This is a genomic window from Thauera aromatica K172, from assembly GCF_003030465.1.
GTDB lineage: Bacteria > Pseudomonadota > Gammaproteobacteria > Burkholderiales > Rhodocyclaceae > Thauera > Thauera aromatica.
Genome location: NZ_CP028339.1, coordinates 501261 through 527705, shown reverse-complemented (window position 1 = coordinate 527705; position 26445 = coordinate 501261). Strand labels below are relative to the sequence as shown.

Here is a 26445-nt window from a genome sequence, read left to right as displayed (position 1 = left end):
CCGATCCGCCTCATGATTCAGCCTCTTGCACGATACTTCGCCGCAGCCCTGGTGACCAGCCTGCTCGCTGCCGGCTGCGCCCACCAGCCCGCCCCCTCCGTGGCCGATGCGCCATCCTGCCCGCCGCCAGCACCCTGTCCGAGCTGCCCGGTCTGTCCCGCTCCGGCCCAGCCCCCCGCGGCAGCCCCTGTGCCGCCGGCTCCCGCGCTGCAAGTCGGCCGCTGGGAAGAACTCCCCGGCTGGAAGGAGGACGATCCCTCCGCGGCCTGGCCCGCCCTGCGCCATTCCTGTTCGAGCCTGCGCCGGCAGCCGCCTTGGCAGAAGGTCTGCGAAGCCGTATCGGACATCGGCCCGGCTCCGTCGGGAAGCAGCGCGCGGCGTTTTTTCGAGCATCATTTCGTCCCCTGGCGCGTGCTCAATCCCGACGGCAGCACCACCGGCCTGGTCACCGGGTATTACGAACCCCTGATCCGCGGCAGCCGCACACGCAGCGCGCGCAGCGCCTGGCCGATCCACGGCGTGCCCGCGGACATGCTGACCATCGAACTCGGCGACGTGCATCCGGAACTCAAGCACCTGCGCCTGCGCGGCCGCCTGATCGGGAACAAAGTCCTGCCCTACTGGAGCCGCGAAGAATTCAGCGCACGGGCGGAGCATATCCCCGCGCCGGTGCTGTTGTGGGCCGACGACCCGCTCGATCTGTTCTTCCTCCAGGTCCAGGGCTCGGGCCGGGTGCAGCTTCCCGACGGCAGCATGGTCCGTGTCGGCTACGCCGATCAGAACGGCCACCCCTACCAGTCGATCGGTCGCTGGCTGGTCGCACAAGGCGAACTGAGTCTCGACCAAGCATCGATGGAGGGGATCAAGCGCTGGGCCCAGGACAATCCCCAGCGCCTGACGGCGCTGTTGAATGCGAACCCGAGCTATGTATTCTTCCGCGAGCTCCCGGCCGCGGATGGCGGCCCGCTGGGTGCCCTCGGCGTCCCCTTGAGCGCGGGACGCAGCATCGCCGTCGATCCGCGCTACATCCCCCTCGGCGCCCCGGTTTTTCTCGCCAGCACCTACCCCCTGAGCGAGCGGCCCTTGAACCGGCTGGTTCTCGCTCAGGACACCGGCGGAGCGATCAAGGGCGGCGTGCGCGCCGACTTCTTCTGGGGCTTCGGCCCCGATGCCGGACGCGAAGCCGGGCGTATGCGCCAGCAGGGCAGCATGTGGGTGCTGCTGCCCAAGGGCATGGCGCCGCCGAAGCCGTGAGCGCACGGCCGGGAAGAGGAGGAGTACAGACGAAGTTCGCAGGCGCGGCGAAGGGGAAAACGGCAAAGGCGGGAATCTTCAGCCGTCGGTCGAGCCGCGGTCGTACGCTTCAGCGGCTCGGGTTGTCGAGCGCCTTCTCGAGTTCGGCTGCGGGAATGTAGCCGCCGATGCGGGTGCCGTTGGCGAGGAAGATCGTCGGAGTGCCATTGATCCGCAGGCTCCGGCCCAATTCGACGTTGCGCGTGATCGCGCTCGTATCGCAGTCCGCCTTCTCCGGCACCTTGCCATCGACCATCCAGCCGGTCCAGACCCGGGCGCGCTCCTGCTCCCTGGCGCACCAGATATTGGTCGACTTGGCCGTCGAGTCCTCACCCAGGATCGGGTAGAGGAAGGTATACACGGTGACGTCGTCCATCCGGGCGACTTCCTGGGCCAGGCGCTTGCAGTACGAGCAGTTCGGATCCTCGAAGGTCGCGATCACCCGCGTGCCCTTGCCCTTGACCAGTTTCACCGCCTGATCGAGCGGCAGCTTCGAGAAGTCGATCGCCGAGAGCTGGTTCATCCGCGCCTGGGTCACGTCAAGGCGGGTTGCAGTATCGATCAGACTGCCATCGATGATGAAACGGGTTTCGGCATCCGTATAGACCAGCTGACCATTCTTCAGTACCACTTCGTACAGACCGCCATATCCGGTGCGAGTGACGGATTCGACCGCCGGTGCGCCGATGAAGGCTTCCATTCCCTTCTTCACCTCGGCCTCGCCCGCATGGGTGAAGCCGGCAAGGCCGGTTGCCAGGAAGAGTGCAAAAAACTTGGACATGCGGCGCATGGAAAAACGGGGCATCGGATTCTCCGGGGGTCAGGGGCGCTCATTCGCCGCATAGCGGACGAGCATGTTCGTTACGACCGGCAAGCGGGCAGTCAGGTTCAGTCCGGCATTGCGCAGCACGCTGATAAAAGGGTTGTCGGTGGCGAACAGCCGGTTCAATCCATGCGTTGCATACTGCAGCACGAAAGCCTCTTCCGCCCGCCGGCGCGCATAGCGCCGCAATACGGCATAGTCGCCCGGATCCTGCCAGGACGGTAAAGCAGCCAGCTCTTCGGCGAGAACTCGTGCATCCTGGAAGCCCAGGTTGATGCCATGCCCCGACAAAGGATGGATAGCATGCGCGGCATCTCCGATCAGCGCCACTCGCGGACGGACGATTTCGGCAAGGCGCATCAGGCTCAGGGGAAAAGCCGCTCGCGGCGTAAGCAGTTCGAGGCGGCCGAGCCTGCGCTCTCCAGCCTGTTCGACCCGCTCGCAGAAGGATTCTTCATCGAGCGCCATCAACTCGTCGGCAAGAGCATCCTTTGCCGACCACACCATTGACATCCCCCCTTGCGGCAGCGGTAGCCACGCCAGGATGCCATCCTCGCGGAACCACTGGTAGGCCGTTCCGCGAGGAGAAATGGCGCAACGGAAATTCGCCACCACCCCTTTTTGGCGGTAAGGCTCGATCGTCGCAGTGATGTCGATCTTCTGCCGCACCCACGAATCCCGTCCATCGGCGCCGACCACCAGCGCAGCATTCAGGACTCGCCCGTCAGCCAGTTCGAGGACAACCCCATCATCCTGTATGTCCAGTTCCTTGGGATGCGCGGAGCAGAATAGTCCGACGTTGTGCTGACGCTTCAACCCTTCCCACAACTCGACGTGAACGAGGCTCGACTCGCCGATCCGGGCGAGCTCTGCGAGCCCGCTTTGGTGAGCGGAAAAGCATAACGTCCCGCCAGCATCGCCGTGCACCTGCATTTCATCGACCGGCACCAGCCGGCTATGGTCGATATGCGCCCAGACTCCCAGTTCCTCGAGAAAACGCACGCTCGCAGGGCTGTAAGCGTAGATTCGCGGATCCCAACCGGCTGGCCGCGCGGGAGCGACATGCTCGACCAGGGCGATCCGGAGCGAAGTGCCTCGCAGAGCAACCGCCAGCGCTGCTCCAGAAAGCCCACCACCGACAATGATAAGGTCGTATTTCATGTCATTACTGCTTCGCCAGGAGAGTTCGATTGTGCCCTAGTATGGGTTTCGATGTAGACGCAAAAACGCCCAGAGGGTGTTGAGTTAGTCTGACGATGACCTACTTTCACGAGGGCGGACCTCACTATCATCGGCGCGAGTGCGTTTCACGGTCCTGTTCGGGAAGGGAAGGGGTGGTACCGCACGGCTATGGTCGTCAGACTTTGACTTGTTCTCTGCGTTGGACTGCAGAGCAAAGGAGGAAGAAGGGTGTTGTGTGATTGCCATGCGCGATGTGTGGTTTCGGGCATGGGTTGAGTTCGTTTTGTTTTGAAGGTTATAGGATCAAGCCGCACGGGCAATTAGTACCGGTTAGCTGAACGTGTTGCCACGCTTGCACACCCGGCCTATCAACGTTGTGGTCTTCAACGACCCTTCAGGGGGCTCGAGGCCCCGGGGAAGTCTCATCTTGAGGCGAGTTTCCCGCTTAGATGCTTTCAGCGGTTATCTCTTCCGCACATAGCTACCCGGCGATGCGACTGGCGTCACAACCGGTACACCAGGGGTGCGTCCACTCCGGTCCTCTCGTACTAGGAGCAGGCCCTCTCAAACTTCCAGCGCCCACGGCAGATAGGGACCAAACTGTCTCACGACGTTTTAAACCCAGCTCACGTACCACTTTAAATGGCGAACAGCCATACCCTTGGGACCGGCTACAGCCCCAGGATGTGATGAGCCGACATCGAGGTGCCAAACTCCGCCGTCGATGTGAACTCTTGGGCGGAATCAGCCTGTTATCCCCAGAGTACCTTTTATCCGTTGAGCGATGGCCCTTCCATACAGAACCACCGGATCACTATGACCTGCTTTCGCACCTGCTCGACGTGTGGGTCTCGCAGTCAAGCCACCTTTTGCCATTGCACTATCAGTACGATGTCCGACCGTACCTAGGTGACCTTCGTACTCCTCCGTTACCTTTTGGGAGGAGACCGCCCCAGTCAAACTGCCCACCATGCACGGTCCCCGACCTGGATTCACAGGCCTGGGTTAGAACCTCGACGACACCAGGGTGGTATTTCAAGGTTGGCTCCACCGGAACTAGCGTCCCGGCTTCAAAGCCTCCCACCTATCCTACACAAGTCCCGTCAAAGTCCAATGCAAAGCTACAGTAAAGGTTCATGGGGTCTTTCCGTCTAGCCGCGGGGAGATTGCATCTTCACAAACATTTCAACTTCGCTGAGTCTCAGGAGGAGACAGTGTGGCCATCGTTACGCCATTCGTGCAGGTCGGAACTTACCCGACAAGGAATTTCGCTACCTTAGGACCGTTATAGTTACGGCCGCCGTTTACCGGGGCTTCGATCAAGAGCTTGCACCCCATCACTTAACCTTCCGGCACCGGGCAGGCGTCACACCCTATACGTCCACTTTCGTGTTTGCAGAGTGCTGTGTTTTTAATAAACAGTCGCAGCCACCGATTCTCTGCGGCCCCTTCGCCCTTCGGATGTTCTCCTACAAGCTAACGGGGCATACCTTCTCCCGAAGTTACGGTATCAATTTGCCGAGTTCCTTCTCCTGAGTTCTCTCAAGCGCCTTGGTATTCTCTACCAGCCCACCTGTGTCGGTTTGCGGTACGGTCACTCTATGACTGAAGCTTAGAGGCTTTTCCTGGAAGCTGGGTATCACTCGCTTCGGACCCGAGGGTCCTCGTTATCATGCCTCAGCTTAGCCGCGCGGATTTGCCTACGCAGCACGCCTACACACTTGAACCACCTATTCCAACAGATGGCCGAGCTAACCTTCTCCGTCCCCCCATCGCATCATAGAGCGGTACAGGAATATTGACCTGTTTCCCATCGACTACGCATTTCTGCCTCGCCTTAGGGGCCGACTCACCCTGCGCCGATGAACGTTGCGCAGGAAACCTTGGGCTTACGGCGAGGGTGCTTTTCACACCCTTTATCGCTACTCATGTCAGCATTCGCACTTCCGATACCTCCAGCATCCCTTACGAGACACCTTCGCAGGCTTACGGAACGCTCCCCTACCACGTGTCAAAGACACATCCGCAGCTTCGGTTCATGGCTTGAGCCCCGTTACATCTTCCGCGCAGGACGACTCGACTAGTGAGCTATTACGCTTTCTTTAAAGGGTGGCTGCTTCTAAGCCAACCTCCTAGCTGTCTAGGCCTTCCCACCTCGTTTGCCACTTAGCCATGCATTTGGGACCTTAGCTGGCGGTCTGGGTTGTTTCCCTCTTGACACCGGACGTTAGCACCCGATGTCTGTCTGCCGTATATCACTTTGCGGTATTCGGAGTTTGCTATCGCGGGGTAGATCGCAATGACCCCCCCAACGATTACAGTGCTCTACCCCCGCAAGTGTCCGTACGACGCACTACCTAAATAGTTTTCGGGGAGAACCAGCTATTTCCGGATTTGTTTAGCCTTTCACCCCTATCCACAGCTCATCCCCTAACTTTTCAACGTTAGTGGGTTCGGACCTCCAGTACCTGTTACGGCACCTTCATCCTGGCCATGGATAGATCATCCGGTTTCGGGTCTACGCCCAGCAACTACGACGCCCTTATCAGACTCGCTTTCGCTACGCCTCCCCTATTCGGTTAAGCTCGCTACTGAACGTAAGTCGCTGACCCATTATACAAAAGGTACGCAGTCACCCCTTACGAGGCTCCCACTGTTTGTATGCATGCGGTTTCAGGATCTATTTCACTCCCCTCCCGGGGTTCTTTTCGCCTTTCCCTCACGGTACTGGTTCACTATCGGTCGATCACGAGTATTTAGCCTTGGAGGATGGTCCCCCCATCTTCAGACAGGATTTCTCGTGTCCCGCCCTACTTGTCGCACGCTCAGACCCGCCACCGGCTTTTCGCATACGGGACTATCACCCTGTATCGTCGGACTTTCCAGACCGTTTTGCTAAGCTGATGGTTTAGTCGTGCAGGCTGTTGCGCGTTCGCTCGCCACTACTTGCGCAATCTCGGTTGATTTCTGTTCCTCGAGCTACTTAGATGTTTCAGTTCGCTCGGTTCGCCTCCTCAGACCTATGGATTCAGTCTGGGATACCCCTTGCGGGGTGGGTTTCCCCATTCGGACATCGTGGGATCAAAGCTCTATTGCCAGCTCCCCCACGCTTTTCGCAGGCTTACACGTCCTTCATCGCCTGTGATCGCCAAGGCATCCACCACATGCACTTAGTCGCTTGATCCTATAACCTTGAACCCTCTTCGGTGTTGCCACCTCGAAGGCCCACGTACAGGAACGAACTCGTTTGTGCGATCAAGACTGTGCTGACTACGCAGCCTTGATCAATGCAATCACACAACTTGCAGTACGTACCGGCTACGATACGTACTGCACTTCTTCCACTTTGTTAAAGAGCGAACCTCAATGTCCGGCAGCACCGCTGCCGTTCAAGAAGTAAGAGATGACGAGCTCACGCTCGGCATCTCTTACTTCTCGTCTCGAAACCTGGTGGAGCTGGTCGGGATCGAACCGACGACCTACGGCTTGCAAAGCCGCCGCTCTCCCAGCTGAGCTACAGCCCCCTACTGTCTCGAGCAACCCATTGTTGGTGGGTCTGGTTGGGTTCGAACCAACGACCCCCGCCTTATCAAGACGGTGCTCTAACCAGCTGAGCTACAGACCCTCTCATCCGAGGCTCTTCGCCTGAACAACCGATAAGTTGTGGATACTTGGCCGCTGCGACCTGTTCTCTTGAAAGGAGGTGATCCAGCCGCACCTTCCGATACGGCTACCTTGTTACGACTTCACCCCAGTCATGAATCTCACCGTGGTAAGCGCCCTCCCGAAGGTTAAGCTACCTACTTCTGGTGAAACCCACTCCCATGGTGTGACGGGCGGTGTGTACAAGACCCGGGAACGTATTCACCGCAGCATGCTGATCTGCGATTACTAGCGATTCCGACTTCACGTAGTCGAGTTGCAGACTACGATCCGGACTACGATCGGCTTTTTGGGATTGGCTCCACCTCGCGGCTTGGCAACCCTCTGTACCGACCATTGTATGACGTGTGAAGCCCTACCCATAAGGGCCATGAGGACTTGACGTCATCCCCACCTTCCTCCGGTTTGTCACCGGCAGTCTCACTAGAGTGCCCAACCAAATGATGGCAACTAGTGACAAGGGTTGCGCTCGTTGCGGGACTTAACCCAACATCTCACGACACGAGCTGACGACAGCCATGCAGCACCTGTGTCCAGGCTCCCGAAGGCACCCTCGCCTCTCAGCAAGGTTCCTGGCATGTCAAGGGTAGGTAAGGTTTTTCGCGTTGCATCGAATTAATCCACATCATCCACCGCTTGTGCGGGTCCCCGTCAATTCCTTTGAGTTTTAACCTTGCGGCCGTACTCCCCAGGCGGTCGACTTCACGCGTTAGCTGCGTCACTCAGTGCATTGCTGCTCCGAACGACTAGTCGACATCGTTTAGGGCGTGGACTACCAGGGTATCTAATCCTGTTTGCTCCCCACGCTTTCGTGCATGAGCGTCAGTACAGGCCCAGGGGGCTGCCTTCGCCATCGGTGTTCCTCCTGATCTCTACGCATTTCACTGCTACACCAGGAATTCCACCCCCCTCTGCCGTACTCTAGCCTTGCAGTCACAAACGCAGTTCCCAGGTTGAGCCCGGGGATTTCACATCTGTCTTACAAAACCGCCTGCGCACGCTTTACGCCCAGTAATTCCGATTAACGCTCGCACCCTACGTATTACCGCGGCTGCTGGCACGTAGTTAGCCGGTGCTTCTTAGTCCGGTACCGTCATCCATGGCCTATGTTAGAGACCACGATTTCTTCCCGGCCGAAAGAGCTTTACAACCCGAAGGCCTTCTTCACTCACGCGGCATGGCTGGATCAGGGTTGCCCCCATTGTCCAAAATTCCCCACTGCTGCCTCCCGTAGGAGTCTGGGCCGTGTCTCAGTCCCAGTGTGGCGGATCATCCTCTCAGACCCGCTACGGATCGTCGCCTAGGTGAGCCTTTACCTCACCTACTAGCTAATCCGACATCGGCCGCTCCAATCGCGCGAGGTCCGAAGATCCCCCGCTTTCTCCCTCAGGACGTATGCGGTATTAGCGTACCTTTCGATACGTTATCCCCCACGACATGGGCACGTTCCGATGCATTACTCACCCGTTCGCCACTCGCCGGCAGGCCGAAGCCCCCGCTGCCGTTCGACTTGCATGTGTAAAGCATGCCGCCAGCGTTCAATCTGAGCCAGGATCAAACTCTTAAGAACTTCCATTTCGCCGTCAAGCATTTCGTTCGTCTTTTTTTCGACCGCTCCAGCTCATCGCCAGAACAAAAGACTACTCGACGCCCGACTTACCCCTCCTCTTCCGCCCTACCCGGCTTCCGTAGAAACCGCCGCAGCGCCGAAGAGCTGCGCATTATAGACATCAAAAAAAATGCGTCAAGGGCAATCGATAATTGAAAAATCTATACGGCGATAAGAGATGGCAACAGAGGGTCGCGTCCGGCCCGCTGCACCCACCAGGAGCCCGGCTCAATACATGCCCGGAGCGGCCGCATAGTTCTCGAAGCGCGTGTTCTCGCCAATGAAGGTCAGGCGGACCGTCCCCGTCGGACCATTACGGTGCTTGCCGATGATCAGCTCCGCCGTACCCTTGTCCGGGGAGTCGGGGTTGTACACCTCGTCGCGGTAGATGAACATGATGATGTCCGCGTCCTGCTCGATGGCGCCCGACTCGCGCAGGTCCGACATCACCGGGCGCTTGTTGGGGCGCTGCTCCAGGCTGCGGTTGAGCTGCGACAGCGCCATGATCGGCACATTCAGCTCCTTGGCGAGCGACTTCACCGAGCGCGAGATCTCCGACAGCTCAGACGCGCGGTTGTCGCCCTCTCTCGTTCCGCTCATCAACTGCAGATAATCGATCACGATCAGCCCGAGCTTGCCACACTGCCGCGCCAGACGGCGGGCGCGGGCACGCAGGTCGATCGGGTTCAGGCCCGGCGTCTCGTCGATGAAAAGCGGCGCATCGTACAGTTTGCCCATCGCCATCGTCAGGCGCTGCCAGTCATCGTCGGTCAGACGGCCGCTGCGGATTTTCTGCATGTCGATGCGCCCGACCGAGGAAATGAAGCGGGTGGCCAGTTGGGTGCCGGGCATCTCCATCGAAAAGATCGCCACCGGCAAGCGCTGATCGATGGCGATGTGCTCGGCCAGGTTGAGCGCAAACGTCGTCTTGCCCATTGCCGGACGGCCGGCAACGATGATCATGTCCGAAGGCTGCAGACCGGAAGTCTTCTCGTCCAGATCGACCAGACCGGTGGGCACTCCGGTCACCTCCGAAGGGTTGTCGCGGTCATAGAGCTCCTGCACACGATCGACCACCTGCTTCAGGATCGGCTGGATCGAGACGAAGCCGCTGCCGTGACGTGCCCCGGCTTCGGCGATCTCGAACACCTTGGCTTCGGCTTCATCGAGCAAAGCCTTGGCATCCTTGCCCGACGGGCTCAACGCGCTGGCAGCAATTTCGTCACCGACCGCAACCAGCTTGCGCAGGATCGCACGCTCGCGCACGATCTCCGCATAGCGGCGGATGTTGGCCGCCGAGGGCGTGTTGTTGGCGATCTCGGCAAGATAGGCCAACCCTCCCGCCTGCTCGGCCTCGCCGCTTTTTTCCAGCGACTCGAATACGGTCACCACGTCGGCCGGCCGCCCCTGGTCGATCAGCCGGGTGATGTGGCGGTAGATGCGGCGGTGGTCGTCGCGGTAGAAATCGACCTCGCTGGCAAGGTCCGCCACCCGCTCCCAGGCCTGGTTGTCGAGCAGGATGCCGCCGATCAGGGACTGCTCGGCCTCGAGCGAATGAGGCGGCAGCTTGATGTGGGCGATCTGCGGATCGCCGGCAAAATCGGAAAAACGGGAAGGTGCTGTACTCATCGGAATGCCTTGGAAGCCTTGTCACTGCATTGTAGCGAGCCCGCTCACCGCGCACCCGCCCCCTCGCCGTCGGGCCGATGCCCCTGCCGGGCGCACCAACAAAAAAGGCTGCACATGGCAGCCCTTTTTGATCGAAGACGCGGCCGCCTTACTGTTCGCCAACCACCGCGACGGTGACGTTCGCGAGCACGTCGGCGTGAAGCGCCACTTCGAGCTGCACTTCACCGACCTGCTTGAGCGGACCGTCCGGCATGCGGATCGCGGAGCGGTCGATGCCGAAGCCCTGGGCCGCGAGCGCTTCAGCCACGTCGGCGTTGCTGACCGAACCGAACAGGCGGCCGTCCATGCCGGCTTTGCGCGCGACCTGGACGCTGATCCCTTCAAGCTTGCCAGCGAGCTCCTGGGCGGCGGCAAGCTTTTCAGCCTGCACACGCTCGAGCTCGGCGCGGCGCGCTTCGAATTCGGCCAGGTTGGCCTGCGTGGCACGCTTGGCCTTGCCCTGCGGAATCAGGAAATTGCGGGCGTAGCCGTCCTTGACCTTGACCACATCGCCGAGGCCACCGAGGTTGACGACCTTTTCGAGAAGAATGATTTGCATGAGTTCGCTCCTCTCTTACTGGTGCAGGTCGGTGTAAGGCATCAGTGCCAGGAAGCGGGCGCGCTTGACCGCAACCGACAGCTGACGCTGGTAGCCGGCCTTGGTCCCGGTGATGCGGGCGGGCATGATTTTGGCGTTTTCGGTGATGAAGTCCTTGAGGATATCGATATCCTTGTAGTCGACTTCCTCGATCTTTTCCGCGGTGAAGCGGCAGAACTTGCGACGCTTGAACAGACCGCGACCGCCGCGATCGTCCTTCTTCTTGAACTTGGATTTGGGCTTGAAGGCCATTTTCAGTTTCCTTCGAGAAATTCGATTGTGTTCAGGTGCAAGACCGGGTTGCGACTGCGCTGACTCTTCGCGGCGAGAAATCCGGTGGCGCGGATCGCCCCCCCCGGCACCGCCGAAGCCAGCACTGCAGCCAGTTCGCCCAACGCCACGGCCTGCACTTCGATCGAAACGTCGCGGATCAGACCCGCTTCGAGCTGTTTCGACTCATGTGCCAGAACGCAGCTTGCGACCGGCACGCCGGCAGGCGTTCGACGCAGCGGCAGCACTTCGGCCACGCGTGCATCGAGGCGCAGTTCGTTCACACCCGGATCAGGCAAATCAGGCGGCAGCAGCTTCGCTGCTGGCCGGCTTGGCTTCGTCGGCGCCGGTGCTCAGCGAGCGCGACTTCTCTTCCTTCATCATCGGCGAAGGAGCGGTGACCGCCTTCTTCATCTTGATCGTGAGGTGGCGCAGCACGGCATCGTTGAACTTGAACGCATGCTCGAGCTCGCCCAGCGTCTCGCCGTCGCACTCGATGTTCATGAGCACGTAGTGCGCCTTGTGGACCTTCTGGATCGGGTAGGCCAGCTGGCGGCGGCCCCAGTCTTCCAGGCGGTGGATCTGACCACTGCGGCCGGTGACGATGGTCTTGTAGCGGTCGACCATCGCCGGCACCTGTTCGGACTGGTCCGGGTGGACGATGAATACGATTTCGTAGTGTCGCATGCAGACTCCTTGCGGTTGTTTTAAGCAGCTCCCCGGCATGCGAATCCGGTGGAGCAAGGGGAAGAGCGGAATTCTAGCCACAAATACTGAAAAATCAAAGTTTCGCATCACTCCGCGCAAGCTCTGCCGCAAGCGTTACAAAACCCCGCTTACACTCTTCTCCGCTACACGCACCGCGTCTCGCCTACGATTCAAGCATCGGGGAACAGCCCCGGAACGACCGCACGAACGAGACCGATCTCATGAGCACGACCATCATCCGCAAGACCTTCACCGCGCTGCTATGCGGTTGCGTCCTCGCCACCGGCGCAACGGCAGCGTATGCCGACCGCTGGGACAGCCGTGATCATGACTGGGAACACAAGAAGCACCACCACCACCACCACCAGGACAAGCACGTCGTTTATCGGGAAACGGTGGTCGTACGCGAGCACCCGCGTTACTACCGGCCTCCGGTGGTCCATCACCACTATCATGAAAGGCCGTATCGCTCCTACAGCTACAGCCGCTCGCCGGCAGTGGTGATCGGGATCAACATTCCCCCGATCGTCATCCCGATCCGCTGATTCGCGCAGGAGCGCCACGCGGGCTCGGACGAAGCCGCCTGGGCAGAGCCGACCTTGGTGCGGCCAGCCTTAACGCGGCCGGCTCTGCCAGATCTTCTGCAGGCGCTTGACCGACACCGGCACTGGGGTTTTCAGTTCCTGCGCGAACAAACCCACCCGCAGTTCCTCGAGCAGCCAACGGAACTCCTCCAGCGCGGGATCCTCGATCCCGGCGCGCCAGCGCGCAAGGTGCTCGCGCTCCCAGGCCTGGGCAAGCGCCTTCCACTCGCCCATGGCCTGTGCATCGCGCGCCGGATTGTTGCGAAGTTTGTCGAGCCGCACCGACACGCCCTTGAGATAGCGCGGGAAGTGCGCGAGACGCTCCCACGGAAACGCGACCAGGAAATCCTTCGGCAGCAGGCCGGCGAGCTGGGCCTGGATGTCGGTCACGACCTCCGGGAAGGACTTCAGCCCGGAGAGGCGCTTCTGCACCCCGAGATGCTCGGCGACGAGCTGGCTGGCCAGGCGCATGAATTCCTGCGCCACCAGGCTGACCCGGTGCTTGGCTTCGGTGCAGCGGCGGGTGAAGGCTTCGGCGTCGACCGGCAGGGGTTCGAGCAGACAGCAGCGTGCCAGCGTCGCCTCGACCAGCCGCGCCTTCAGTTCGGCTTCGGTGCCGAAGCTCATATAGTGCAGCGCCAGGTCGCGCAGTCCCGGCAAGCGTTCGACGGCGCGCACCTGGTCCTTCAGGCCCAGCGCGAACAGCCGCAACAGGCCGCGGCGGTGCACCCGCGCAGCTTCTTCCGGAGTGTCGTAGGGGCGCAGCGAGACGCTGTCACCGTCATCGTGCAGCGCAGGAAAACCGATCACTTCGCGGCCGGCGACGCGGATTTCCAGCAGTTCGGGCAAGGCCCCGAAGGTCCACGCGGCAAACCCGGACGGCGCACCACCGGCATAAGCATCGGATCCCCCGGCACCGCCCGCCGACACTCCATGCGCCCCGCGTTCGCCGCCTCGCTCACCGCCCTCGCTCCCGCCCGCCGCAGCCGCGGCACGGTTCGCGGCGGAACCCGCCCTCTCCTTGCCCGCCCCCTCCTTGCCCGCCTCTCCAGCCGCCGACCGCGCTGCAGCCAGCGCCCCGCCGATCTTCGCCGCCGAAAAGCGCGCCGCCACCTGCTCGCGCAGGCGCGTGCGCAGCTCCATCAGGTTGCGCGACTGTCCCATCAGCCGGCCATGCTCGTCGAGGACGCGGAAATTCATGAACGCGTGCGAGTTGAGGTTCTCCGGGCGGAAACTCTCCAGCGGCAGTTTCAGCTGCACGCGCTCCTCGACAAAGCGCTGCAAGGTCTTCAGCAGCGGCTCGTCGAGATCGAACTCGCCGGCCTCGAAAGCCGCCATGAACGCCGCCGCGCTCTCGGCCACCGGCTGCAGGCGGTGGCGGTGCTTCTGCGGCACGGTCTTCATCAGCGCCGTGACCTTCTCTTCGAGCAGGCCGGGCACCAGCCACTCGCAGCGGTTGGCGGGAACCTGGTTGAGCATCGCCAGCGGCACGATCAGCGTCACCCCGTCGTCGGCTTCGCCGGGTTGATGCAAGTAAACAAGCTTCAGCTTCTGCCCCAGCACTTCCAGCGCCGGCGGGAAGCGCTCGGTGGTCACGCCCGCGGCCTCATGGCGCATCAGCTGCTCGCGCGACAGGTGCAGCAGTTTCGGCTCGGCCTTCTCCGCCGGCTTGCGCCAGGCCTCGAAACCGGCGAGATCGAGTACCTCCGCGGGGATCCGGCTGTCGTAGAAAGCCTCGATCAGGGCCTCGTCCACCAGCACGTCAGGGCGGCGCGACTTGTGTTCGAGGCGCTCGATCTCCGCCACCAGGCGCTGATTGTGGGCGAGGAAGGCCATCGCCCGCGCCGCTCCCTCGGCAATCTCGCCCTGCACCAGGCCTTCACGGATGAAAAGCTCGCGGCACAGCGCCGGATCGATGTCGCGGTAGGCGACGCCGCGCCGCGGGTAGATCACCAGGCCGTACAGCGAGCCGCGCTCCCAGGCGCGCACCGCCCCGGACGACTTCGACCAGTGCGGCTCGAACACCTGACGCTTGATCAGATGGCCGCCGACTTCCTCCACCCACTCCGGCTCGATGCGCGCGATGCAGCGGCCGAAGAGGCGGCTGGTCTCGACCTGCTCGGCGGTCATGATCCACTTGCCCGCCTTCTTCGCCAGCGCCGAGCCGGGGTGGGGCCAGAACCGGATGCCGCGCGCGCCCAGGTAGGCGCCGGCCTGCGCGCCCTTGCCGCCCTGCTCTCCGTCGTCCACCTTGCAGCCGATGTTGCCGAGCAGGCCGGCGAGCAAGGCCTTGTGGATCGCCTCGTAGTTTGCCGGCTGGGTGTTTTCCTTCCAACCGTGCTCGGTGCACAGGGTGTGGAGCTGGGTGAACACGTCGCGCCACTCGCGCATGCGCATATATGAAAGGAAGTGCTTCTTGCACCAGGCCTTCTGCTTGCTGGACGACTCGTGGCGCTGGACTTCGTCCCAGGCCTTCCACACGTGCCAGTACCACAGGAACTCGGATTTCTGATCCTGCTCGCCGCCGCGGAACTTCGCGTGCGCCTGGTCGGCCGCACCCGGACTGTCCTGCGGGCGCTCGCGCGGATCCTGTACCGACAGCGCGGCGGCGATCACCAGCACTTCGGCGAGCGCGCCGCGGTCGCGCGCCGCGAGGATCATGCGGCCGATGCGGGGGTCGAGCGGCAGCCTGGCGAGTTCGACGCCGGTCGGCGTGAGCTTGCGTTCATCGTCGTCACTCACCGCGCCGAGTTCGGCGAGCAAGGCATAGCCGTCGCCGATCAGGCGCGAACCCGGCGCATCGATGAAGGGGAAATCCTCCACCGCCCCGAGCCGGAGCGCCTTCATGCGCAGGATCACCCCGGCGAGCGAGGAGCGCAGGATCTCGGGGTCGGTGTGCGCCGGGCGGCGATTGAAATCGTCCTCGTCGTAGAGGCGCAGGCAGATCCCGTCCATGACCCGGCCGCAACGCCCGGCGCGCTGCTGCGCCGCCGCCTGCGCGATCTTCTCGATCTGCAGCTGCTCGACCTTGTTGCGCGGCGAGTAGCGCTTGACCCGTGCCAGCCCGGTATCGACCACGTAACGGATGCCGGGCACAGTCAGCGAAGTCTCGGCGACGTTGGTCGACAACACCACCCGACGCCCGTTCGAGGGCGAGAACACCCGCGCCTGCTCCTGCGCCGACTGGCGTGCGAACAGCGGCAGGATCTCGGTGCCGGGCAGGTGCTGGGCCTTCCTCAGCGCCTCGGCCGCTTCACGGATCTCGCGCTCGCCGGGCAGGAACACCAGCACGTCACCCGGCCCGCAGCGCTGGGCCTCGTCGACCGCATCGACGAGCGCGTCCATCAGGTCGCGGCCCCGGCCCTTCCGCGCCACGGCGGCGGGCTCGCCCTCCTCGCCCGCCACCGGGCGGTAGCGCAGCTCGATCGGATAGAGCCGGCCGGACACCTCGATCACCGGCGCCGGGTTCCCGGCGGCATCGGCGAAATGCTGGGCGAAACGCTCCGCATCGAGCGTCGCCGAAGTCACCACCACTTTGAGGTCGGGCCGGCGCGGCAGCAGCGTCTTCAGGTAGCCGAGGAGGAAATCGATGTTGAGACTGCGCTCGTGGGCCTCGTCGATGATCAGCGTGTCGTAGGCGGCGAGCAGCGGATCGGTCTGGGTTTCGGCGAGCAGGATGCCGTCGGTCATCAGCTTGACGTAGCTCGCCGGGCCGATCTTGTCGGTAAACCGGATCTTGTAGCCGACCGCCTGGCCGAGCGGGGTGGCGAGTTCCTGGGCGATGCGGCTCGCGGTCGCGCGCGCCGCCAGCCGGCGCGGCTGAGTGTGGCCGATGAGACCGGCGACGCCGCGCCCGAGGGTCATCGCGATCTTGGGCAGCTGGGTGGTCTTGCCCGAGCCGGTCTCGCCACAGACGATCAGCACCTGGTGCGCGGCGAGCGCGGCGGCGATCTCGTCGCGACGCGCCGACACCGGCAACTCGGGCGGGAACTCGGGCACCGGCAGCGCGGCGCGGCGCGCGGCGAAGGCTGCGCGGGAACGCGCGAGGAGGGCCTCGTAATCGGCCTGCAGGCGGGCCGGACGCTCTCCGCCGGAGCGCGCACCGCGGCCCAGCTCGCGCGCCAGCCGGCGCAGGCGGGGGCGATCCGCGCTCAGGCAGTCGTCAAGGGTGGGGAGTCGGGACGGGCGGGCGGCGCCCTGGGGTTCAGCCCTCATGGATTCGCATTCGGCTCGGTTGGGCGCGCATTATCCCCTTGTCGGCGCGGCAGTGCGACAATACGCGCCAACGCCTCGAAGAGTCCGACCATGCCTGTCCATCCGATCGCCGCCGTCGTCTACAAGCCCACCGACCACATCGAAGCCCTGCTCGCCCGCGCCACCCGCGCCCTCGGCGAGCGTGGCGTGAAGCTCGGCGGAGTGCTCCAGCACGACGTCACCAACATCATCGAAGAAGACCCCTGCGCGATGCAGCTCGAGAACCTCGAGACCGGCGAAAGCATTCCGCTGTCGCAGGAGCTGGGCCGCGGTTCGGTGTCGTGCCGGGTGGACCCCGACGCTCTGGCGCGCGGCTCGGTCGCAGTGCGCGGTGCGATCGCGCGCGGCGTCCATCTCATCGTCATCAACAAGTTCGGCGCCCAGGAGGCGTTCGGTGCCGGCCTGCGCGACGAAATGGGCGAAGCCGTGCTCGCCGGCGTGCCGCTGCTCACCGCGGTGGGCGAGCGCTTCCTCGCCGAATGGAAGGAATTCACCGGCGGCGACTGCACCCTGCTGCCGCCCGACGTGGACGCGGTCCTGCGCTGGTGGTCCGAGCTTCAGGCCGACCTCTGACTCCTCGACGGCCCCCCCCCCGGCTGCGGCGACGGCGGCGCACACCCCGCCCGCTATAATCCCGCCCTCCGCGTCACAACGCCCCCGTGTCACAGCGTCGTCGCCGACACCGGCCGCCCGGCGCTGCCTCTTCCCAATCTGTCGGACCCCTCCGCCGCATGGATTTCTCCCTTCTCCTCATCGCCCTCGTCCTCGGCATCATCGAAGGCCTCACCGAATTCCTCCCGGTCTCGTCCACCGGCCACCTGATCATCGTCGGCGACCTGCTCGGCTACACCGACGGCACCAGCAAGGTGTTCAAGATCGTCATCCAGCTTGCCGCCATCCTCGCCGTGTGCTGGGACTACCGCGACAAGCTGGTCGCCGTCGCCGCCGGGCTGCCCGCCGAGCGCAGCGCGCGCCGCTTCGTCGGCCTGCTGTTCGTCGGCTTCCTGCCCGCCGCGGTCCTCGGGCTGATGTTCCATTCCACGATCAAGGGGCTGCTGTTCAACCCGATCACCGTCGCCAGCGCCCTGGTGGCCGGCGGCCTGGTGATCCTCTACGTGGAAAAACGCAGCTACCATCCGCGCCTGAATGCGGTCGACGAGATGCGCTGGACGGATGCGCTGAAGGTCGGCTTCGCCCAGGCGCTGGCGATGATTCCGGGCACCTCACGCTCGGGGGCGACGATCATGGGCGGGCTGATTTTCGGCCTGTCGCGCAAGACCGCGACCGAGTTCTCGTTCTTCCTCGCCATCCCGACGATGTTCGCCGCCACCGCCTACGACCTGTACAAGAACTGGGCGCTGCTGCGGCTCGAGGATCTGCCGGTGTTCGCCGTCGGCTTCATCGCCTCCTTCGCCGCCGCGATGTGGGCGGTGAAAAGCTTCATCCGCTTCATCTCCAACCACACCTTCATCGCCTTCGCCTGGTACCGCATCGCTTTCGGCCTGTTCGTGCTCGCGACCTGGCAGTTCGGCTGGGTGGCGTGGTCCGAACCCTGAGCCGGCCTCCGATGATCGTCTACCTGCACGGCTTCTGCTCCGCCCCGGCCTCGCTCAAAGCCACCGCCCTGCGCGCACGCATGGCCGAGCGCGGCCTCGCCGAACGGTTCTGGTGCGAACAGCTGCCGGTGTCCCCACGCGCCGCGGTCGCGCTCGCCGAACAGGCGATCCGGCGCAGCCTCGCCGCCGGCCGGCAGCCGACCGTGGTCGGCAGCTCGCTCGGCGGCTACTACGCCACCTGGCTCGCCGAGCGCCACGGCCTGCGCGCCGTACTGGTCAATCCGGCGGTGGTCGCACCGCTGTCGCTGGAACGCTACCTCGGCCCCCAGGCCAATCTGTACACCGGCGAGCGCTTCACGTTCGAGCGCCGCCACATCGACGAAACCCGCGCCCTCGAAGTGCCCCGCATCTCCCGCCCGCAGCGCTACTGGCTGCTGGTGGAAACCGGCGACGAAGTGCTCGACTACCGCCATGCGGTGGAAAAATACGCCGGCGCCCGGCAGACCGTGCTCGACGGCGGCGACCACGGCTTCTCGCGCTGGAACGACTACCTCGACGCGGTGATCGAGTTCGCCGGAGCGGACACGACGGCCGACCGATGACTCCGCAGGAGCGCCCCCGCCGCCCCGGCGGAGGCGTCCCGGGCCGCTGCCGGAAAAACCCCGAGAGACATTGCCCCGCCGCCGATATCGAATCGGTTTCGGAGCCGGGGGCCGAATCCAGTAAACTAGCGCGCTTGACTTCACCAGGCGGATGCCGATGTTCGTGCTGTATGAAGAGGACGGCGCCTTCAAGGCCGGCACCGTCCTCGCCGATAACGATGCCACGCTGCAGATCGAGAACACCCACGGCAAGCGGGTGAAGCTCAAGCGCGCCCATATCCTGCTCGAATTCCGCGAGCCCGCGCCGGCGGAACTGCTCGCCCGCGCCGAAGCCGGCGCCGAGGAGCTCGACGTCGAGTTCCTGTGGGAAGTGTGCGGCGACGACGAGTTCGCGTTCACCGACTTCGCCGCCGAATACCAGGGCCACAGCCCGACCGCGGTCGAATCCGCCGCCGTGCTGCTGCGCCTGCATTCGGCGCCGATCTGGTTCCACCGCAAGGGCCGGGGGCGGTTCCGCAAGGCGCCGGCCGAGATCCTCCAGGCCGCGCTCGCCGGCCTGGAAAAGAAGCGCCAGCAGGCAGCGGCAATCGAGCACATGCGCGCCGAGCTGGTCGCCGGCCGCCTGCCGCCCGAACTCGCCGCCCTGCTGCCGCAGGCGCTCTACCGTCCCGACCGCAACCGCCCGGAAGTCAAGGCGCTCGAAGCCGCCTGCGTCGACAGCGGGCTGTCGGCGGCGCGCCTGCTGCTCGCCTGCGGTGCGCTCGCCTCGAGCTACGACTTCCACTACAACCGCTTCCTCTTCGAGCATTTCCCCGAAGGCGTGACCTTCCCCGCCTTCGACGCGCCCGTGCCGCCCACCGCGCTGCCGCGCGCGGACGTCGCCGCGTTCTCGATCGACGACGCCTCCACCACCGAGATCGACGACGCCTTCTCGGTAACGCCGCGTGCCGAGGGCGGCTGGCGCATCGGCATCCACATCGCCGCCCCGGCGCTCGGTTTCGCCCGCGGCTCGGCGCTCGACACGATCGCCCGTCGCCGTCTGTCGACGGTGTACATGCCGGGCAACAAGATCACCATGCTGCCCGACGAAGTCGTGCACACCTTCACCCTCACCGAAGGGCGCGACTGCCCGGCGGTGTCGCTGTACCTCGATCTCACCCCCGGGCTGGCGATCGTCGGCGAAGAAAGCCGGGTCGAGCTAGTGCCCATCGTCGCCAACCTGCGCCACCACGACATCGAACCGCTGTTCAACGACGACACCGTGCATGGCGACGGCCCCGATTTCGCCTGGAAGCGCGAGCTGACCCTGCTGTGGGACCTGGCCACCATCCTCGAGGCCGGACGCGGCAAGGCTGCAGGCAACGAGGACCGCATCGACTACAGCTTCAGCGTGGACTGGACCGAGGACACCGCCGACGGCCCCGGCCGGATCAGCATCGGCCGGCGCTCGCGCGGCTCACCGATGGACAAGCTGGTCGCCGAGCTGATGATCCACGCCAACATGACCTGGGGAAAACTGCTCGACGCCGCCGGCGTGCCCGGCCTGTACCGCGCCCAGGGCGGCGGCAAGGTGCGCATGACCACGGTCGCCGCGCCCCACGAGGGCCTCGGCGTGGACTGCTACGCGTGGTCGAGCTCGCCGCTGCGGCGCTACGTGGATCTGGTCAACCAGTGGCAGATCGTTTCCGTGCTGCAGGCCCGCGAACCGGCTTTCGCGCCGAAATCGGCCGAGCTGATGGCGGCGATGCGCGACTTCGAGCTCACCTACGCCGAATACGCCGAGTTCCAGCGCGGCATGGAGCGCTACTGGTGCCTGCGCTGGCTGCGCCAGCATGGCCGCGGCGAAGTCGAAGCCACCGTGCTGCGCGAGAACGTCGTCCGTCTGAGCGAAATCCCGCTCGTCTTCCGCGTGCCCTCGATGCCGCTGCAGATGCCCGGCAGCCGGGTGCGCCTGGTCGTCGAGCGTACCGACCTGCTCGACGTCGACGTCGACGCCCGCTTCGTGCGGACCTTGTCCGAACCCGACCCGGAAACCGTCACCGAGCCCGGATTCGGTTTCGCCTGAGCGCCGATGGAACGGGCCGCCGATCCGCAGTTCGCCACCGCGGCACGGGGCCGGAGCGGAGGGTGCTGCCCGCACCCGCGCGGCCGGGCGCTACTGGTGACGGCCTTCGCCCTCTCGCTCGCCCTCCACGGCCTGCTCCTGAGCGTGCGCTTCCGCCTGCCCGAGGCTGCAACGGTGCGCGACCGGGGCCTGGAAGTGGTGCTGGTCAATGCCCGCCACGCCCGCCCCGCGGAGAAGGCCGAAGTCCTCGCCCAGACGAACCTCGACGGCGGCGGCAGCACCGCGCAGGACGTCCGCCCGAGCACACCCCTGACCCCCCAGCCCGCGCGCCACAACGGCGATGCGCTGGCGGAAGCCAGGCGCCGCGCTCCCGAGCCCGCGCGCGCGCCGAAACCGGCCCTCACCCGCGACACGGCGGCGGCCCGGGTCGCGACCGCGCCGCAGCGGAGCGAACCACCGCCGCTCCCCGTGGCGAAACCGAAGCCTGCCGTCAGCGGGCTGGACCTGCTCGACAGCGCCGCGGCCGTCGCCCGCCTCGAAGCCACCGTCGATCATTCGCTGCAGGATCTGGCCAAGCTGCCGCGCAAGAAGTTCATCGGTTCGCGGGCGCAGGAATACCGCTTCGCGCGCTACATCGAGGACTGGCGCCTGAAAGTCGAGCGCGTCGGTGCGCTGAACTACCCCGAAGCCGCGCGCGGCAAACTCTACGGCAACCTGCTGCTGGCGGTGACGATCCGCGCCGACGGCGCGGTCGCCGAGGTCCATGTCCAGCGCAGTTCCGGGCACAAGGTCCTCGACGACGCTGCCGTACGCATCGTCCGCCTGGCCGCCCCCTACGCCGCGTTCCCGCCCGACATCCGCAAGGATTACGAGCTGATCGAAATCACCCGCACCTGGAGCTTCACCGGCAGCGACCAGCTCCGGGCCAACTGAGACCTCCCGCATGGACCGCTACGCCGTCATCGGCAACCCGATCGCCCACAGCAAATCTCCCTGGATTCACGCTGCCTTCGCTCGCCAGACCGGGCAAGCGCTCCATTACGAAGCCCTGCTCGGCCCGCTCGACGGCTTCGCCGCCAGCGTGCACGCCTTCCGCGCCGCCGGCGGGCGCGGCATGAACGTCACCGTCCCGTTCAAGCTCGAAGCCTACGCCCTCGCCGACCGCCGCACGCCGCGTGCCGAAGCGGCCGGCGCGGTCAATACGCTCGCCTTCGACGAGGCCGGGATTCTCGGCGACAACACCGACGGCGCCGGCCTCGTACGCGATCTGAGCGCAAATCTCGGCTGCGCACCGGCCGGGCGGCGCATCCTGCTGCTGGGCGCAGGCGGCGCCACGCGCGGCGCGCTGCTGCCCCTGCTCGACAGCCGCCCCGCCGCCCTCACCATCGCCAACCGTACCGTGAGCAAGGCCCGCGAGCTGGCCGGGCGGTTCGCCGGGCACGCCGCGGGCGTTCCGCTCGACGCCTGCACCTTCAACGAACTCGCCGGCGAGCGCTTCGATCTCATCATCAACGCCACGGCCGCCAGTCTCGCCGGCGAGCTGCCACCGCTGCCACCCGGCGTGTATGCCGAAGGCGCGCTCGCCTACGACATGATGTACGGCCGCGGCGACACCCCTTTCATGCGCGCCGCGCACGCCGATGGCGCGATGCGCGTCGCCGACGGCCTGGGGATGCTGGTCGAACAGGCGGCGGAGAGCTTCGCCCTGTGGCGGGGCCTCCGCCCGGACAGCGCACCGGTGCTCGCCGCGCTGCGCCGCCTGATCGATGCGAGCTGAACTGCGGCACCTCCTGCGCCGGCTGGCCGCTGCCGCGCGCCCGCGGCGGTGGTCGGGCTGGCTCGGCCGAGGCCTGCTCGCCGCCGCGTTGCTGGTGCTGTTCTGGCAGGCCGTGCTGCTGACCCAGGTGGTCTGGTGGAGCCGTTTCGACCCCGGCGACACCAGCTTCATGCGCATGCGTCTCGCCGAACTGCGCACGCACGACCCGGATGCCCGCCTGCAGCAGCAGTGGGTTCCGTACGAGCGCATCTCCATCCACCTGAAACGCGCCGTGGTCGCCGCCGAGGACGACCGCTTCCTCGACCACCAGGGCTTCGACTGGGAAGGCATCCGCCGCGCGCTCGAACGCAACGCCGAACGCGGGCGCACCACCGCCGGTGGCTCGACGATCAGCCAGCAGCTGGCCAAGAACCTGTTCCTGTCGCCATCGCGCAGCTGGCTGCGCAAAGGCCAGGAAGCGGTGATCACGCTGATGATCGAACAGCTCTGGAGCAAACGCCGCATCCTCGAGGTTTACCTGAACGTCGCCGAATGGGGCGACGGTGTGTTCGGCGCCGAAGCCGCCGCGCGGCATTACTACGCACGCTCCGCGGCGCAGCTCGGCCCCGCCGAAGCCGCGCGGCTGGCGGTGATGCTGCCCAACCCGCGGCGCTACGAACGATCCTTCGGTCCCCGCCTCGCGGCCCACGCCGCACGCGTGCAGCAGCGCATGGCCTACTCCGAAGTCCCCTGAGCCGGGCGGCGGGTGAAATTCACCGCCGGTCACACGATCAGGGTCGCCGGCACCGTATCGAGCCCGTAGAATTCGCCCTTCCCGCCTCCCGCCGACGGCCCGTGCGATGACCCAGCCCGAAGAGCTTCACCCCGACGACGTCCAGCATCACCTGCGCGAAGTGCAGGAACTGCTCGCACGCCAGAAAGTGGTGGAAGAGCTGGTCCATCGCCAGGACATGCCGCGCCACGAGCTGGTCGAGAATCTCGTCCACAAGCAGCACGAGTCCGCGCTGCGCACCAAGCTCGACACCCTCCACCCGGCCGACATCGCCTTCATCCTCGAGTCCCTGCCGCGCGACGAGCGCCTGTACGTGTGGGACCTGGTGAAGGCCGAGCGCGACGGCGAGATCCTACTCGAAGTCTCCGACGCGGTGCGCGAATCGCTGATCGAGACGATGGCGCCGGACGAGCTCAAGGCCGCGGCGGAATCGCTCGACGCCGACGAGCTCGCCGACCTCGCCCCCGACCTGCCGCCCGAGATCATCCAGGACGTCTTCCAGTCGCTCGACAGCGAAGGGCGCGAGCAGCTGCGCGCGGCGATGTCCTACCCCGAGGACTCGGTCGGCGCGCTGATGGACTTCGACATGGTCACGGTGCGCGAGGACGTCAGCCTCGAAGTCGTGCTGCGCTACCTGCGCCGCTTCGACGAACTGCCCGACCACACCGACAAGCTCTTCGTCGTCGACCGCGAAGAGCACCTGAAGGGCATCCTGACCCTGGAAACCCTGCTGATCAGCGACCCCGAGCTCGAAGTCTCGGAAGTCATGCGCCGCGAGCCGGTGATCAGCTTCACTCCGGAGGACGAGGCCGACGACGCCGCGCAGGCCTTCGAGCGCTACGACCTGGTGTCGGCGCCGGTGGTCGACAGTGAAAAGCGGGTGATCGGCCGCCTCACCGTCGCCGACGTCGTGGACTTCATCCGCGAGGAGTCCGAAGCCGAAATCCTCAGCAACGCCGGCCTGCGCGAAGAAGAAGACATCTTCGCCTCGGTGTGGAGCTCGGTGAAAAACCGCTGGGCCTGGCTGGCGGTGAATCTGGTCACCGCCTTCATCGCCTCGCGCGTGATCGGCGCCTTCGAAGGCTCGATCGAGAAGCTCGTCGCGCTGGCCGCGCTGATGCCGATCGTCGCCGGCATCGGCGGCAACTCCGGCAACCAGACGATCACCATGATCGTGCGCGCGATCGCGATGGGCCAGGTCGAACAGTCGGCGATGAACCGCCTGCTGAAGAAGGAACTCGGCGTCGCCCTGATCAACGGCCTGGTGTGGGGCGGGCTGCTCGGCGTGCTCGCGTGGTGGCTGTACGGCAACCTCCAGCTCGGCGCGGTGATGACCGCGGCGATGACGCTGAACCTGCTGCTCGCGGCCAGCGCCGGCGTGCTGATCCCGATGCTGCGCCAGCGCCTGGGCGCCGACCCGGCGCTCGGCGGTTCGGTGATGATCACCGCGCTCACCGACTCGGGCGGCTTCTTCATCTTCCTCGGCCTGGCGACGCTGTTCCTGCTGTGAGCGCGGGGCGAGGCGGGGGATGGCCCCGCCCCGCGGGCCTCCCGCCTTTCTTACCCCAGCTGCGCAAAGACCTCGCGCGCCGCCGCCACGGTGGCATCGATCTCGGCCTCGCCGTGCGCCGCCGACACGAAGCCGGCCTCGAACGCCGAGGGCGCGAAGTAGTGGCCGGCATCCAGCATGGCGTGGAAGAAGCGGTTGAAGCGAGCCTGCTCCGAGGCCATCACGTCGGCGAAGGAGGCCGGCACCGTAGCGGCAAAATAGACCCCGAACATGCCGCCCACCGCATCCGCCGCAAAAGTGACTCCCGCCTCCCGGGCTGCCGCCGACAGGCCGTCGACGAGGCGCCGGGTGCGCGCCGCGAGCGCGTCGTAGAAGCCGGGCGCGCGCGTCAGCTGCAGCGAGACCAGCCCCGCCGCCACCGCCACCGGGCTGCCCGACAGCGTTCCCGCCTGGTAGACCGTGCCCAGCGGGGCGATCTTCTGCATGATCTCGCGCCGCCCGCCGAACGCCCCCACCGGCATGCCGCCGCCGATCACCTTGCCGAGCGTGGTCAGGTCGGGGGTGATCCCGTACAGCCCCTGCACGCCCTGCGGGCCGACCCGGAACCCGGTCATCACTTCGTCGAAAATCAGCACCGCGCCGTACTGCGTGCAGATCCGGCGCAGGCCTTCGAGGAAGCCCGGGCGCGGCTTCACCAGGTTCATGTTGCCCGCCACCGGCTCGACGATGACCGCGGCGATTTCACCGCCGCGCGCCTTGAACACGTCCTCGACCTGCTGCAGGTCGTTGTAGTCGAGGACGATGGTGTGCTTGGCGAAGTCCGCCGGCACGCCGCCCGAAGACGGGTTGCCGAACGTGAGCAGGCCCGAGCCGGCCTTCACCAGCAGGCTGTCGGCATGGCCGTGGTAGCAGCCCTCGAACTTGACGATCGCGTCGCGCCCGGTGAAGCCGCGCGCGAGGCGGATCGCGCTCATCGTCGCCTCGGTGCCGGAGCTGACCAGGCGCACCATATCGACCGAGGGCAGCAGCGCGCAGATGAGCTCGGCCATCTCCACCTCGGCCTCGGTCGGCGCGCCGAAGGACAGGCCCTTCAACGCCGCCGCGCGCACCGCGTCGACGATCGCCGGATGGGCGTGACCGGTGATCGCCGGCCCCCAGGAGCCGACGTAGTCGATGTAGGCCTTGCCGTCGGCATCCCACACGCGGGCCCCTTCGGCACGCTCGATGAAGCGCGGCGTGCCGCCGACCGAGCGGAATGCACGGACGGGCGAATTGACGCCACCGGGAATGCTGCGCTGGGCGCGCTGGAAAAGGGCTTCGTTGCGGCTGTTCATGACGTGGGCTTCCTGCTGTGCGGGCGAAAAGCCGCATTGTCGCGTCCCCGGTGCGCCAGGGTCCAGCCTTGCAGATCAAGGACGACGGCAAAACCGCCGCCCTCCACCACCGTCGCGGCGAGCGCCACCGTCACCCGGCCCGGGCCGCCACCCGGCGCCCGCCAGGCAGGCGCCGTC

Annotated in this window: 19 protein-coding genes, 2 tRNA genes and 3 rRNA genes; 10 read left to right on the top strand and 14 right to left on the bottom strand. The window is 65.2% G+C overall.

Translation table 11 applies throughout. The annotated features are described in order from the left end of the window. Window positions 1-12 precede the first annotated feature (12 nt). A complete protein-coding gene (gene mltA / locus Tharo_RS02565) occupies window positions 13-1254 on the top strand; it encodes a murein transglycosylase A (protein ID WP_107219873.1) in 1242 nt (413 codons plus the stop codon). A gap of 109 nt (window positions 1255-1363) precedes the next feature. Here the strand turns inward: mltA and Tharo_RS02560 are convergent, their stop codons facing one another. The 12 genes from Tharo_RS02560 to rpsF form a co-directional block, all read right to left on the bottom strand. Continuing rightward, window positions 1364-2074, bottom strand: a complete 711-nt coding sequence (locus tag Tharo_RS02560; RefSeq protein ID WP_245881040.1) for a DsbC family protein — start codon at window positions 2072-2074, stop codon at window positions 1364-1366. A 39-nt stretch (window positions 2075-2113) separates the two neighbouring features. After that, complete coding sequence (locus Tharo_RS02555; RefSeq protein WP_107219871.1) at window positions 2114-3277, bottom strand: UbiH/UbiF family hydroxylase; 1164 nt, start codon at window positions 3275-3277, stop codon at window positions 2114-2116. Between the two features lie 87 nt (window positions 3278-3364). Then, a 5S ribosomal RNA gene (gene rrf / locus Tharo_RS02550) occupies window positions 3365-3478 on the bottom strand. A 119-nt stretch (window positions 3479-3597) separates the two neighbouring features. Beyond that, window positions 3598-6482: ribosomal RNA gene (locus Tharo_RS02545) — 23S ribosomal RNA — on the bottom strand. A 264-nt stretch (window positions 6483-6746) separates the two neighbouring features. Further along, window positions 6747-6822 (bottom strand) — tRNA-Ala (locus tag Tharo_RS02540). 24 nt (window positions 6823-6846) lie between these two features. Further along, window positions 6847-6923 (bottom strand) — tRNA-Ile (locus tag Tharo_RS02535). Window positions 6924-6994: 71 nt separating this feature from the next. After that, window positions 6995-8531, bottom strand: a 16S ribosomal RNA gene (locus Tharo_RS02530). The 16S, 23S and 5S rRNA genes sit together here with 2 tRNA genes alongside, the layout of an rRNA operon. 267 nt (window positions 8532-8798) lie before the next feature. Then, a complete protein-coding gene (dnaB, locus tag Tharo_RS02525) occupies window positions 8799-10199 on the bottom strand; it encodes a replicative DNA helicase (protein ID WP_107219870.1) in 1401 nt (466 codons plus the stop codon). 148 nt (window positions 10200-10347) lie between these two features. After that, window positions 10348-10797 carry a 50S ribosomal protein L9 gene (gene rplI, locus Tharo_RS02520; RefSeq protein ID WP_107219869.1) on the bottom strand — a complete coding sequence of 150 codons (450 nt, stop codon included), beginning with the start codon at window positions 10795-10797 and terminating at the stop codon, window positions 10348-10350. 15 nt (window positions 10798-10812) lie between these two features. Continuing rightward, a complete protein-coding gene (gene rpsR, locus Tharo_RS02515; protein ID WP_107219868.1) occupies window positions 10813-11088 on the bottom strand; it encodes a 30S ribosomal protein S18 in 276 nt (91 codons plus the stop codon). Window positions 11089-11090: 2 nt separating this feature from the next. Then, complete coding sequence (gene priB / locus Tharo_RS02510; RefSeq protein WP_245880982.1) at window positions 11091-11390, bottom strand: primosomal replication protein N; 300 nt, start codon at window positions 11388-11390, stop codon at window positions 11091-11093. A 16-nt stretch (window positions 11391-11406) separates the two neighbouring features. Then, window positions 11407-11793, bottom strand: coding sequence for a 30S ribosomal protein S6 (rpsF, locus tag Tharo_RS02505; protein ID WP_107219866.1), 387 nt, complete (start codon window positions 11791-11793; stop codon window positions 11407-11409). A gap of 242 nt (window positions 11794-12035) precedes the next feature. On the opposite strand from rpsF, the gene Tharo_RS02500 reads away from it, so the two are divergent. Next, window positions 12036-12359, top strand: coding sequence for a hypothetical protein (locus tag Tharo_RS02500; RefSeq protein ID WP_107219865.1), 324 nt, complete (start codon window positions 12036-12038; stop codon window positions 12357-12359). Window positions 12360-12428: 69 nt separating this feature from the next. Here the strand turns inward: Tharo_RS02500 and hrpA are convergent, their stop codons facing one another. After that, window positions 12429-16613: an ATP-dependent RNA helicase HrpA gene (gene hrpA / locus Tharo_RS02495; protein ID WP_107219864.1), complete on the bottom strand. Its 4185-nt coding sequence runs from the start codon at window positions 16611-16613 to the stop codon at window positions 12429-12431. 90 nt (window positions 16614-16703) lie between these two features. On the opposite strand from hrpA, the gene Tharo_RS02490 reads away from it, so the two are divergent. From Tharo_RS02490 to mgtE, 8 genes are all read left to right on the top strand, one after another. Beyond that, on the top strand, window positions 16704-17225 hold the full coding sequence (locus Tharo_RS02490; protein ID WP_107219863.1) for a DUF2478 domain-containing protein: 522 nt from the start codon (window positions 16704-16706) through the stop codon (window positions 17223-17225). 158 nt (window positions 17226-17383) lie between these two features. Further along, on the top strand, window positions 17384-18208 hold the full coding sequence (locus Tharo_RS02485) for an undecaprenyl-diphosphate phosphatase (RefSeq protein ID WP_107219862.1): 825 nt from the start codon (window positions 17384-17386) through the stop codon (window positions 18206-18208). 11 nt (window positions 18209-18219) lie between these two features. After that, window positions 18220-18810: a YqiA/YcfP family alpha/beta fold hydrolase gene (locus Tharo_RS02480; RefSeq protein WP_107219861.1), complete on the top strand. Its 591-nt coding sequence runs from the start codon at window positions 18220-18222 to the stop codon at window positions 18808-18810. Between the two features lie 157 nt (window positions 18811-18967). Then, window positions 18968-20875 (top strand): ribonuclease catalytic domain-containing protein, encoded by a 1908-nt coding sequence (locus Tharo_RS02475; RefSeq protein WP_107219860.1) that lies wholly within the window; start codon window positions 18968-18970, stop codon window positions 20873-20875. Window positions 20876-20881: 6 nt separating this feature from the next. Then, a complete protein-coding gene (locus Tharo_RS02470) occupies window positions 20882-21808 on the top strand; it encodes an energy transducer TonB (RefSeq protein ID WP_107219859.1) in 927 nt (308 codons plus the stop codon). A 10-nt stretch (window positions 21809-21818) separates the two neighbouring features. Then, window positions 21819-22652: a shikimate dehydrogenase gene (gene aroE / locus Tharo_RS02465; protein WP_107219858.1), complete on the top strand. Its 834-nt coding sequence runs from the start codon at window positions 21819-21821 to the stop codon at window positions 22650-22652. Then, window positions 22642-23385 (top strand): monofunctional biosynthetic peptidoglycan transglycosylase, encoded by a 744-nt coding sequence (mtgA, locus tag Tharo_RS02460; RefSeq protein WP_107219857.1) that lies wholly within the window; start codon window positions 22642-22644, stop codon window positions 23383-23385. Before aroE ends, mtgA begins: the two co-directional genes overlap by 11 nt. 106 nt (window positions 23386-23491) lie before the next feature. Further along, window positions 23492-24934, top strand: a complete 1443-nt coding sequence (gene mgtE, locus Tharo_RS02455) for a magnesium transporter (protein ID WP_107219856.1) — start codon at window positions 23492-23494, stop codon at window positions 24932-24934. 50 nt (window positions 24935-24984) lie between these two features. Here the strand turns inward: mgtE and hemL are convergent, their stop codons facing one another. Then, the gene (gene hemL / locus Tharo_RS02450; protein ID WP_107219855.1) at window positions 24985-26268 is read right to left on the bottom strand and encodes a glutamate-1-semialdehyde 2,1-aminomutase; all 1284 of its coding nucleotides are present in this window, start codon (window positions 26266-26268) and stop codon (window positions 24985-24987) included. Window positions 26269-26445 lie beyond the last annotated feature (177 nt).